Genomic DNA, 12,050 nt, shown 5'->3' on the forward strand with positions numbered 1-12,050 from the left:
ATGCGTCTATTAGGTAGATATATACAAAAAGGGGAATATTACTACATGAAAACCATGGGCTACAAACGTATTTTGACACTGCTTGGATGCTGTATTTTGTTTCTTGGTACAGCAGGGTATATCGTCAAAGCAAACAGTACAGAGAAAAAAACGGCAAGTATTCAAACAGATCAAACCTATCCAAACGTTGAAATTCAAACGCTAGTTAAGGACCTTACCGACGGAGGCTATGCCATTAGCTACCCTTCCTTTGGTAAAAAAGAAATCGATCAATCCATTCAAGCTTACGTAACAGATCAAGTGGCACACTATGAAAAAAAGCTGAAGAAGCAGTCAAAAAAGAAAAAATCTGAATTAACGATTACATATAAAATCGTCCATTACAGCAAGCAAACGCTAAGCGTTGTCTTTGATGAATATGAATCTGTAAATGGAGAGAAAGGAACGTCTTCTCTCAAAACCTTTACCTTTGACCTGCCTGCTCAAAAACAAATGACGTTAAAGAATTTATTTAAAGAAAATGCAAACTATTTAGATCGCCTTTCGGCTATTTCATATGCTGAATTAAAAAAACAAATGAAAACAGCTGATTTTGACCCGGACCTTCAAAAAGGAACTCGGGCAGCTAATCAAAATTTCAGTCAGTTTGCGCTGCTTGAAAACAGTATTGTGATCTATTTTAAGCCTTATCAGCTAGGTGCTGAACAAACGAAAACCAAAACAATCGCTATCCAAAAAGATTTATTTAAAGACATGCTGAGCGATGCTTACAAAGACGAAGCAGCAAATAAAAATAAAGTCAAAGAAACGCCTCCAAAACATATCGTTAACGAAATGCCGCAGCAAGGAGCGCCTATTGATCCAACTAAAAAAGTCGTTGCGATGACCTTTGATGATGGACCTAACCCTTCATCTACCAATGTGATTTTAGATGGATTAAAAGAAGTGAACGGGCACGCTACCTTTTTTGTGTTAGGAAGCCGCGTTCAATATTATCCTGAAACAATCGAACGTATGGTCAAGGAAGGAAACGAAGTGGGAAATCACTCTTGGGATCATCCTCAGCTCACACGTTTGAACGAAGCGCAGGTCAAACACCAAATAGGCGATACCCAAGCGCTCATTAAACAAGTGAGCGGCTATGAACCACTGCATGTACGCCCTCCTTATGGAGCCGTCAACGCAAATGTAAGACGTTATATCGGAAATGTTGGCGTGACTCTATGGGATATCGATCCCGAAGACTGGAAATATAGAAACGTTCCTCACTCCGTTCAAGCAGTTATGAGCCAAGTCGGAGACGGAAAAGTTATTTTAATGCATGATATTTACCAAACAAGTGCCGAAGCAGCGGTTGAAATTATGAAGCAGCTTCATGCACAAGGGTATCAGCTTGTTACGATTTCACAGCTAGAACAAGTAAAAAAAGAGCGAGAGCAGCTGCATTTGCAGTAGCGGATAGCGGACGAACGCGCTGCAGCCATCCTAATGGCTGCAGCGCGTTTGTTTTTTTATGCGATGTTTAATAAATGCTATACAGAGCAGCGTAAACGGAATCACTACGTGAAAAGGGATAAAAAGCAACACCGGCATAATCGTTAGCCCTTCTTTTAAATGCTCTTGAAAATTACTTGCAATTGTCAAAGAAAAAAATAAAATCACCGTGCCCACAGGATATGTCAGCGCAGAAGGTCGTTTCACCTTAAATAGTGTGGAAAGTCCAACAATCACAGCGTAAAAAAAGACGCTGATTTTAACAAATCCTACGATTACTAATGCAATCATAAAAAACACGTCTAGCCGTTCTAGCTATTACTTCAAGTCCTTTGTGCACCGTATAAATAATTAACAGCAGCAGCATCACATTCATTACAAATAAAGGACTGTCGCTTGTTCCTCTGACGACGAACCTTCTGTTTCCTTTTTATTGTCTTTGCTTTTTTTATTTTTAAATAAAGAAGGCACGATTAAAAACACCTTTCTTTTCTTTTTTTTAGCTTTTTCCAAATAAATGCTTTGTATGCAATTTTTAATAGAGCAATCAAAGCGTAAGACAAAAAAAATAACAAAAACTATCGGTAGAATGTTTTTAAGAAAAAAACAAAAACGGAGAGTGAGACGTATGAAAATCGTTTGGATATCAGCTTTGCTGTTAGGATGCTTAATGGGATTTTCTATCGGAGTGGATATGATGCAAGGATTTAGTTTTTCCATGGCCTTGCAAAATGCCTACAGTCCGTTTCGTGTTATGGAGTTCGCTGAACTATTTGTCCTTTTTTTCCTTTTGTTCTGTTTTGTAGCTGAAGTGTTTTATCGTTCATTTAAAGTGAAAAAAGCAAAACAGCGACAAAAATAAAACTCCGTAAAAAACACATATTTCTCCTTTTTACCACCTATTCTCCTTCTCATTTAAATGTTATAATTTTCATAATTGGAAAAACTTTTACACGCCTTTCTACATAGAAAGCTGTACGCTTAAACTACAAAATAAACATTGACTTTGAACTAAAAGGTGAAGAAATGATGAAAAAAAAATTAGCCGTTATTAGTACAGCTTGCTTACTTATTCTTGCAAGTGATCCCATCCCTTCTAATGCTACTCCTGATTCCCCGGATTCCTCTTCCGACGTTTTGGACCAGTCAACAGACGTGGATACAGCTGAAGATGTAAAAGCTATTTTTGACTCTCTCTATCAAGAAGGCTATTCGCTTGGAGAAGAAGATGGATACGCAGAGAAAAAATTTGAACAGTTTGATCAAACAACAGGACTGGACAAATCTTCTGAAGAATTCACGTGGTTTATGATGGGGTATACGGTAGGATATAAAAAAGGACAGCAGCAAAAAGAGGAAGAACTTAAGACTGAACAAGAAAATGAAATGGCTGCCGGCGAAGAGGAAGGCTATCAGCAAGGCGTCCTTGATTACAAACATGCTACTATTCAATCAGAAATCGACCCTTTCCCTTCTAAGTCATCCGACTGGAATAAAGGGTATGTTCAAGGCTACAAAAAAGCTATTTCTTTAATGGACTTATCTGTTAAAGCAAAAAAAGAAGGCTATGACCAAGGTCTTGAAAATGATTCAATGAGTGTTCCGAGCATGTATGATGATGAGGATGTCACACGTCAGGCTTTTACAGAAGGCTTTGAAACCGCTCAAGCCGAAGTGCTGAAGCAGCAAAAAAAGCAGTTTGAAAAGCAGGGCTACGTACAAGGCTATCACGACCTTTCATTAGAAGTACCTGCAGAAGCAGAAGGCGAATTGCAAACAGCCTTTGAGCAAGGATATGAAAAAGGACAGAAACAAAAGCAAAAAGACGTAAAAGCAGACGGGTACGACTCAGCTTTCACTTATCAGACCTATAGAGCGCCTAAAAATCTTCAGGACAAGCCCGAACTAGAAAAATGGTACAAAGCAGGCTTTTATTCGAATAAAGACGTGAAACCTTTGCAGCAAAAAGCTTATAAAGACGGCTGGAAGCTTGGAAAAGAAATGAGCGTTCCAAAAAAATACCAGCAAAATAAAGCTGCCGTGGCGATGTACAAGAAATATTTTGAAGAAGGCCAAAAAAAGCAGGATAAAACAGTGAGTCATATCCTGCTCGGCAGCGGTATTGTTCTTACACTGGTTGTCCTTATCACGCTATGGAGACTTCGCCGCCGTAAAAATGAAGAGACAACACTAGATAGCTAAAAACGAGTACATAAAAACCCGGAAAATCGTGATTTTCCGGGTTTTTATGTTAAATAATCATTCGTTTATTTTCCGCAAGCTGAACTTCTTGCTCTTGTTTTGACTGATTTTGTTTTCGAATTTTCAAATAATAATAAACATAGCAGCCTATAAAGAAAATACCTCCGCAGTATAACGCCATTCGCTGCTCGGGATCAAACGCAAGACTGATCATAACGATACAGTTCGTAATAAGCGCTACGATAGGAAGAACCGGATAAAGAGGTGTTCTAAATTTGAGATCTTCCACTTTTCCACCTTTAGCCACGTAAGCACGACGAAACGCAAGCAGTGAAGCTGTAATCGCAATCCAGCCAATTTGAGCGCCGAGTCCAGCGAGTGAAATCAGCCACACAAAAACGGTTTTAGCTGCCACTACGCTTGAAAGCAGAGAAAAACATGAAATCACAAGCGTAATTAATAGTGCATTAAATGGAACTCCTCTTTTGTTAACTTTTCCAAGCGCAGGACTTGCCATTCCTTCTCTTGAAAGAGAATAAAGCATACGTGTAGCCGCGTAAAATCCAGAGTTTGCGACTGAAAGAAGAGCTGTTAAAATGATAAAGTTCATAATATCCGCCGCGTAAGGTACACCTACACTGTCTAACACAACAACAAACGGGCTTTCTACGACGCCTGCTTTTTCACGAGGAATCATGCTTGCTAGGACAAACACGGATAAGACGAAAAAGAAAAGCGTACGCCAAACCGTTTGCTTGATCGCTTTTGGAATTGTTTTTTCCGGATTTTCACTTTCTCCTGCCGCAATTCCAATCAATTCTGTTCCTTGAAACGAAAAGTTCACCGTAATCATTGTAATCAGCAAAGCCGTTACGCCATTTGGAAACAGCCCTTCGGCAAAGAAGTTTGATAGAAGCGGTGCTTCCTGTCCGCTTTTCATATCAATGAGTCCAAACATTGCCGCTCCACCTACAACAATAAACATAATGATGGCGAAAATTTTAACGCTTGAAAACCAAAATTCTGTTTCACCAAATGCTTTAGCTGAAAGTGCATTTAGTGAAAAAATTAACGCTCCAAAAATGGCGCACCATAACCAAACGGGCGAGTCTGGGAACCATCTTTGCATTAATTGTCCGGCAGCTAAGAACTCAAGTGCCACCGTTACTGCCCATCCTAGCCAGTACAGCCATCCAATCGCAAAACCGGTTGCAGGGCCGATAAATTTAGTGGAGTATGTTTGAAACGATCCTGCAACTGGCATAGCAACGGATAATTCTCCAAGACACAGCATCGTTAGATACATAATGATCCCTCCTACTAAGTAGGAAATCATTGCTCCCATCGGACCTGCTTCATTGATGGTATAACCTGAACCAAGGAAAAAACCGGTACCAATACATCCTCCTAGTGATATCATAAAAAGATGCCTTGTTTTCATCGTTCTTTTTAATTCTCCTGGCTGTCCCTGTGGAATATTCATCCCATTTCCTCCCTTTGCTGCATAAAAATGAAATCGCTTTCATTTTTTTAGGTTTATTTTGTTTTTATAGCCGCTTACTGGGTAGCTCTTCATGGCTGAAGTCCATTAGTGCCGGATGTTTTTCAAATGGCGCCAGCCCCGTAGCGAGGATGGCAGCCGATTAACCCTGCATGACCGTTTATTGGATCATAATAGATTTTCTTCTACACGATACCTGTAAGTAGCTCTTTCTTATAAAAGCTTATCGCCAAACAATGAACTCATTAACGCAACCGCTACTTCTGCAGTTTTGTTATGCTGATCTAAAATGGGGTTCACTTCTACAAATTCAGCAGATGTCACCATGTCTGCTTCCGCTAGCATTTCCATTGCTAAATGACTTTCTCGGTAGCTGATGCCGCCTTTTACAGGTGTACCTACGCCTGGTGCATCATCCGGATCTAAGCCGTCTAAGTCCAGCGACAGGTGCACGCCGTCTGTACCGCTTAAATAATCAATCGTTTCTTTCATCACTTGCGTCATACCTAAACGATCAATTTCATGCATGGTATACACTTTAATTCCTTTTTCTTTAATTAACTCTTTTTCACCATCATCCAATGAGCGTGCACCGATAATAACTAGATTTTCAGGTTTAATTTTTGGGGTATACCCTCCAATATTTAAAAGTACAGGATGTCCAATACCCAAGCTCACCGCTAACGGCATGCCGTGAATGTTGCCTGATGGAGATGTTTCAGCTGTGTTTAAATCACCATGAGCATCATACCAAATAACGCCTAAATTTTCTGAACCTTTCGCGACTCCTGCAAGCGTTCCAATCGCAATGCTGTGGTCTCCGCCTAATATTAACGGAAAGCGGTCTTGCTCTCTCACTTCTTCAACTCTTGCAGCAAGCTGTTCATTTCCGCTGGCTACAGCCGCTAAGTTTTTCAAATTCGTATTTTTATCTACGTCTGCCCGCTCTTTAATTTCTACTTTAATATCCCCTTCATCGTGTACGGTATAGCCAAGAGCTTCTAAGCGTGTATTCATGCCTGCATAGCGAATCGCGCTCGGCCCCATGTCTACACCCCTTCTTGTTTGTCCGTAATCCATGGGTACACCGATAATTGAAATGTCTTTTTTCATTTTCTATACCTCCGTTGCATTTTATTTTGTGTGAAGTAAGCATAGGTGTTTATTTAACTATGTATTTTTTTCATTGATACAGCCCCTCATCTATTTCTTATGCAAAAATGATGCCAACTTTGTTTGTAGCATTCTATCAGTCTTTTTATCACGGGTTTTCTTACATGCGCCAAAAAAACTGTCGATTTCTACAACTTTTTGGCAAAACGTGCAAACTTTTTTGTCGTTTCGTTTAAAATCGCCAATTTTATTTGCTTTCATAAAAAAGAGATTGCGACATAACAAAATCCATTCAATCTAAAGATGAACAACTGTTGATTTCAGTGCAAGGCTTCGCTTTCCGCGGGCGGCCGGTGAGCCTCCTCGTCGCATACGCTCCTGCGGGGTCTCACCTAGTCCGCTTTTCCCGCAGGAGTCTTCGCCTTGCTCTCTAATCAACAGCTAGAAGCAACTACATAGACGAAAACTATGGTCACCATAGCAATAAAAAAAATCCAAACGAGTTGGATTCTCCATCAAGAATCTCAATTCATCGTTCGGATTTTCTTTCACCTAAAATACTTTTGTCCCAGTCTCTTTTTTAATTTGTAATAACGTCTCCGTCTTCATCATCGCCGGCATCGTCTTCACCAGGATCTTTTTCTAATGAGACCACTTTCTTTTCTTCGTCCCATTTCACTTTGTAGCCAAGGGATTTTGCTACTTTGATAACTGATAAATAAGAGTGATGATTTGGTTTATATAGCTTTAAATCACTCGAATCAATGACGCCTAAGCCTAACAGTAGGCGATCGGACTGAACGTAAGGCTTTCCATCAATCAGCTTCACTTGCTTATCAGTAAATGGATAAACGGCACGGTTGACTTCAACTGTAAACTCTCCTTTTTTCTCTTCTTTAATTGGTTTTGGCTGTTTGGATACATATTTAATTGCGTCTACTCCTAATACCGTGCCTTGGCGCGTATTATCAGCGCCTCCGTACATTTTCCCTGTTTCATAGTCATAGATAACCGCTTGAACGTTTCCAATATGCTCAGGCTTTTCTTCAAACGCATGTCCTTTAGCCATCATTTCAAGAATTGTATCTTGGCTAAAGCCAGGTTCCCATCTTACGGTTGGATAGCCGCCTGAATAAATACGAGGTGTTAAGATCGCTTTTTGAATCGGCATCTTATGGTCAATAACATTCATAATCGTTTCTGCTACAGACGCAATAATGGTTGGGCCTCCCGGTGAACCAATTGCCATGAACGGCTTTCCGTCTTTTAACAGCATCGTTGGAGACATACTGCTTCGAGGACGTTTTTTAGGCTCAACCTGATTCACGCCTCCCGGAGTGGCATCAAAATCCGTCATTTCATTGTTGAGCATAAATCCGTAGTCAGGAACCATAATTCCTGAACCAAAAACTTGTTCAATGGTAGTCGTGTAAGAAACCATGTTTCCCCATTTGTCTACAACAGAGAAATGAGTCGTTTGGCCGATTGGATTTTCTTCCTTTACTGTTGCTTTATTTGGATTTTCTTTTCCTTCATATTTCCAAGGGTCTCCTTCTTTGACATTAGGCGTTGCTTTGTTTGGATTAATTAATTTACGACGTTCTTTAATATAATCTTCATCTAACAGTCCTTTTTTCGGCACTTCGTAAAAGTCTTCATCTGCCATATACGCCGCGCGGTCCGCGAAAGCTAAGTGCATCGCTTCCGTTAAATGCTGCAAATACTGAGGCGTATTGGAACCCATTTTTTCTACATCATAACCTTCCATTAGCTTTAAAATCTGCTGCACGGTTAATCCGCCGGAGCTAGGAGGAGCCGCACTAACCACATCGTAGCCTCGGTAAGTTGTTTTGACCGGCTCACGTTCTTTTACAACGTAATTTTTCAAATCATCCATAGTCATGCTTCCATCGCGTTTTTGAACTTCTTTAACAAGCGCTTTTCCAATTTCTCCTTTATAAAGAGCGTCTGATCCTTCTTTTTGAATAAGCTTTAATGTTTTAGCAAGATCCGGCTGAACAAGCTTATCTCCTTCTTTTAACGGCTTGCCATTCGGCACGAATACACTACCGGCCGTTTGGTATCTTTCAAGCTTGTCCACATTTTCATCAATGTACTGAGCCATCGACCAATTTACTTTGATTCCTTGTTCTGCTTGAGTAATAGCTGGTTTAATAACATCTGATAAGTCCATTGTTCCATAATCTTTAAGGGCTGTTTCTACTCCTTTTAGCGTACCAGGAACTCCAACTGCTTTTCCTGTTATGTGACGCTTACTGAAAGGGATGACTTTTCCTTTTGAATCTAAAAACAGCTTAGGCGTGACATCAGCTGGTGCCATTTCACGGCTGTCTAGCATCGTAATTTTATCTTTCTTTTTTTCATAAATCATCATAAAGCCGCCGCCGCCGATACCTGACATCATCGGTTCCACAACGTTTAGAGATAATTGAATGGCAGCTGCCGCATCCACAGCGTTTCCGCCTTCAGCTAAAACTTTCCTTCCCGCTTCAGCAGCCAGCGGGTGAGATGCCGCTACAATTCCTTGTGTAGCACCTCGTTTCATTGAATGGTCGACACCCGGAACTTCAGCAGCAGCTGGTGTGACAACTAAACTTAAACTAAATAATGCAATAACCAACATCTTCATAACCTTCATCTGGGTCTCCTCCTTCAAATACATTATTTCACATCGTCTGAAACGATGGATTTCACAAAGAATAAATTGGTTTATTATGATATTTTTTACATATGTGTATAAATAAAAAGCAAAGTAAATCAGACCTTTGCTTTTTTAGTTAGTCGCATGTTTAACTTTTCTCTCTATCCATTTACAATTATCTATATTTTCTAACAATTTATCCATAGGCTGATAGTTTCTTACTATTTTTGGAATTATGTAGACTGAACGCTCTAATAATGTAGAAAATCTAGCAGTTAAGAAGTCGTTGGACTTACATGCACTTCTTAAAATTTCTATAAATATTCTTATTGTTATATAAAAAGCAATTCTTTATGAAAATCAGCATATGTTTCCTGAAAACCAAAAATAAAACAGGACTTTTGATTCACCGTCCTGTTTGCAGCATGTTTTCGACTTTTTTAATATCCGCGTGAGTAGGATTGATTTCCCGGGCATAGGCGATTTGTTCTTTCGCTTTTTCCATTTCTTTTAATTGAATATAGGTTTTGGCGAGTTCGAGTGGCAGCATAATCCCTTCAAAACCAAGATCTTGCGCCCGCTGCAAATAAGACAGCGATTTTTCGTAATTCCCTCCAAACATAAGCGGAGTTTCCCGGTATTTTATTCCTCGAACGAAGTGCGCCAAGCTTGAAGATGGATTTAATGTTAATGCCTGATGAAGAGCTCGGTCCATTTCTAAATTCAATACCATTTTTTCAAAAATAATTGATTCTTCGATTTGCTTTGCTAAACAAACTGCTAAGTAACAGTACAAATCAGATGCTTGAGGTTTTTTCTTCATTTCTTGTTGAATTTCGCGTTTGATCTCTTTCCACTTACCCTCTTCTAGCTGATTCATGACGTATTCTACATGTATTCCCACCACTTTGCCCTCCTTTTCCTCTTTATCATAAAGGATTTCTGCACAAATGAAAAAAGTAAGTGTTCTTCATTTTTCTCAAAAGATCGTTACCGTTAAAAAATAGGCAAATTTCTTAATCACTTAACCCAATTAGTACATAGGATATAGAGAATTTTATTAAAGGAGGTTACACATATGGGCGCAAAAGGCGGTTTTGGTTTTTCATTTATCGTTGTTTTATTTATTTTATTAGTAATCGTAGGGTGTTCTTGCTACTATTAATTTCTAAAGAGGATGAACATCATTCATCCTCTTACGACAAAAAAACCATGCTTTCGCATGGCTACATACCGATTAGATAAATGAGTAGAGGAACTCATTGTTCGGCAATATTGAAGAAATTTTTGGTTTTCACTTCCCCCTAGTATGCCCTTCTTGACAGGGGCTATGCGCAAATAAAGAACTAACATTTAAAAGCGAAAGCCAGACGCACCTACAATAACAAGTAAAACAAATAACACAACGATTAACGCAAAACTTTGTTTTCCCACGTATCATCCCTCACTTCCTGTTATCTGCTTTTAGTGTATGCAACAGCTTGGCAAAATGTTTAGGACAGGGGTGCGGATTTTTATGAGAAAAACCTTCAAATTTCGCTAAAAAAGTGAATCATATTTTTGTTTCTTTCGTTATATATAGTAAGAGATTTTTTACTATAAAAAAGGGGGACCTTTAATGCGCCGACATTCCAAATTGCCCATTGTTCTTGTCTTTGCCTTCTTTTTATTCATCGCAACTGTTTTGTGCGTAACCTCTTATATGTCTTGAATATATAAATAACATAAAAAACCGCCTCCTTGGAGGCGATTTTTCTTACCCTAGCATAATATCTTCGTTTGGATATCGTACAGCTTCTCTCTTCTGTTTTGATAATGAAAATGCAAGCGTTAATGGCCCCACTTTTCCTAAAAACATGATAAAGATAATAATCACGCGTCCAAAGTACGAAAGTTCAGGAGTGGCTCCCATCGATAAACCTACTGTTCCAAACGCAGAAACAACTTCAAACATAATTTTTACAAACGGCAGGTTTTCCGAAATATTTAACAGGAAAATGGCCCCAAACACAAACATAATTGAAATCATCGTGATGGCTAGTGCCTTAAACACGTGAAGGGGAAGGAGCCTTCTCTTTAGGAGCACAATATCTTCCCTGCTTCGTAAAAATGCCCATACTGAAAAAATAATTACCACAAACGTTGTTAGTTTGATACCGCCTCCCGTTGACGCACTTCCTGCACCAATAAACATTAATAAAACCATTAAAAACACCGTTGCGTCATGCAGGTGAGCTAAATCAATCGTATTAAATCCAGCGGTTCTTGTCGTTACTGCTTGAAAATAAGACGCCCATGCTTTGTCCCCTAATGATAAATTTCCAAGCGTATGTGAATTGCCGTACTCTAAGAAAAAAATAAAAAGCATTGCAGTCACGTTAATCGCAAACGTGCTGATAATCATAATTTTTGAATGCAGCGTTAGTTTTTTGTACGATTTTTTCACCCACATATCAGCAAGGACGGTAAACCCTAACCCGCCAATAATGAACAGAAAAGAAATTGTTATGTTAATAATAGGGTCTCCTACATACTGAACTAAGTTATCAGACAGCAGTCCAAACCCTGCGTTATTAAAAGCAGAAATCGAATGAAACAAGCTAAAGAACAATCCCTTAGACCATCCGAATTCCGGAACCCAGCGTATTGCTAAGAAGATAAGTGCAACAAACTCAATTAAAAATGAAAAGATAAACAGCCTTTTAACTAGCAGCACAACTCCGCCGGCGCTCGTCTGATTTAAGGCCTGCTGAACGAGCATACGCTCTTTAAATCCAATTTTTTTACCTAGCATCATAAAAATCAACACGGCAAATGACATAATGCCAAGACCGCCTATTTGAATTAACAGCATAATGATCGTTTGACCGATGACGGTAAAACGTGTACCTGTATCTACGACGGCTAAGCCGGTCACTGTCATAGCGGAAGTAGATGTAAAAAGGGCGTCTACCCACCGGATTGGCTCAGTAGTAGAAAAAGGCATCATCAATAGAAGAGCACCAATAATAATTCCTCCTCCAAAAATAGAGACAAGCAGCTGCGGAGGGGTGAGTTTAATGATTTGTTTTTTCATGA

The 12,050-nt window shown here is 39.4% G+C and carries 12 protein-coding genes; 4 read left to right on the forward strand and 8 right to left on the reverse strand.

What is annotated here, in order from left to right; genetic code table 11:
- Positions 1-45: 45 nt before the first annotated feature.
- Positions 46-1,455 (forward strand): polysaccharide deacetylase family protein, encoded by a 1,410-nt coding sequence (locus tag ACFX4N_RS14045; protein ID WP_057273853.1) that lies wholly within the window; start codon positions 46-48, stop codon positions 1,453-1,455.
- Between the two features lie 30 nt (positions 1,456-1,485).
- Here the strand turns inward: ACFX4N_RS14045 and ACFX4N_RS14050 are convergent, their stop codons facing one another.
- A complete protein-coding gene (locus tag ACFX4N_RS14050; RefSeq protein WP_377261619.1) occupies positions 1,486-1,785 on the reverse strand; it encodes a GerAB/ArcD/ProY family transporter in 300 nt (99 codons plus the stop codon).
- A 337-nt stretch (positions 1,786-2,122) separates the two neighbouring features.
- Here ACFX4N_RS14050 and ACFX4N_RS14055 point away from each other — a divergent pair, with 337 nt between their 5' ends.
- Both ACFX4N_RS14055 and ACFX4N_RS14060 read left to right on the forward strand, forming a co-directional pair.
- Complete coding sequence (locus ACFX4N_RS14055; protein ID WP_013058583.1) at positions 2,123-2,356, forward strand: YczF family membrane protein; 234 nt, start codon at positions 2,123-2,125, stop codon at positions 2,354-2,356.
- Between the two features lie 167 nt (positions 2,357-2,523).
- Positions 2,524-3,696, forward strand: coding sequence for a hypothetical protein (locus ACFX4N_RS14060; protein WP_235567338.1), 1,173 nt, complete (start codon positions 2,524-2,526; stop codon positions 3,694-3,696).
- A 49-nt stretch (positions 3,697-3,745) separates the two neighbouring features.
- Here the strand turns inward: ACFX4N_RS14060 and ACFX4N_RS14065 are convergent, their stop codons facing one another.
- The 5 genes from ACFX4N_RS14065 to ACFX4N_RS14085 form a co-directional block, all read right to left on the reverse strand.
- Positions 3,746-5,179 carry an amino acid permease gene (locus ACFX4N_RS14065; RefSeq protein ID WP_043978423.1) on the reverse strand — a complete coding sequence of 478 codons (1,434 nt, stop codon included), beginning with the start codon at positions 5,177-5,179 and terminating at the stop codon, positions 3,746-3,748.
- Positions 5,180-5,410: 231 nt separating this feature from the next.
- The gene (rocF, locus tag ACFX4N_RS14070) at positions 5,411-6,310 is read right to left on the reverse strand and encodes an arginase (RefSeq protein ID WP_013058586.1); all 900 of its coding nucleotides are present in this window, start codon (positions 6,308-6,310) and stop codon (positions 5,411-5,413) included.
- A gap of 297 nt (positions 6,311-6,607) precedes the next feature.
- On the reverse strand, positions 6,608-6,748 hold the full coding sequence (locus ACFX4N_RS14075; protein WP_170959544.1) for a hypothetical protein: 141 nt from the start codon (positions 6,746-6,748) through the stop codon (positions 6,608-6,610).
- 142 nt (positions 6,749-6,890) lie between these two features.
- Positions 6,891-8,969, reverse strand: coding sequence for a gamma-glutamyltransferase (gene ggt, locus ACFX4N_RS14080; RefSeq protein ID WP_192100078.1), 2,079 nt, complete (start codon positions 8,967-8,969; stop codon positions 6,891-6,893).
- Positions 8,970-9,378: 409 nt separating this feature from the next.
- Entirely contained in the window at positions 9,379-9,876 is a 498-nt protein-coding gene (locus tag ACFX4N_RS14085; RefSeq protein ID WP_231101771.1) for a tetratricopeptide repeat protein, read from the reverse strand.
- 174 nt (positions 9,877-10,050) lie between these two features.
- Here ACFX4N_RS14085 and ACFX4N_RS14090 point away from each other — a divergent pair, with 174 nt between their 5' ends.
- A complete protein-coding gene (locus tag ACFX4N_RS14090; RefSeq protein ID WP_016765201.1) occupies positions 10,051-10,137 on the forward strand; it encodes a YjcZ family sporulation protein in 87 nt (28 codons plus the stop codon).
- 188 nt (positions 10,138-10,325) lie between these two features.
- Here the strand turns inward: ACFX4N_RS14090 and ACFX4N_RS14095 are convergent, their stop codons facing one another.
- Together ACFX4N_RS14095 and ACFX4N_RS14100 are read right to left on the reverse strand one after the other, a co-directional pair.
- A complete protein-coding gene (locus tag ACFX4N_RS14095) occupies positions 10,326-10,406 on the reverse strand; it encodes a YjcZ family sporulation protein (RefSeq protein WP_082611769.1) in 81 nt (26 codons plus the stop codon).
- Positions 10,407-10,728: 322 nt separating this feature from the next.
- Complete coding sequence (locus ACFX4N_RS14100) at positions 10,729-12,048, reverse strand: TrkH family potassium uptake protein (RefSeq protein WP_057273857.1); 1,320 nt, start codon at positions 12,046-12,048, stop codon at positions 10,729-10,731.
- Between the last annotated feature and the right edge of the window lie 2 nt (positions 12,049-12,050).

The sequence above is a fragment of the Priestia sp. YIM B13551 genome (assembly GCF_042787905.1).
GTDB lineage: Bacteria > Bacillota > Bacilli > Bacillales > Bacillaceae_H > Priestia.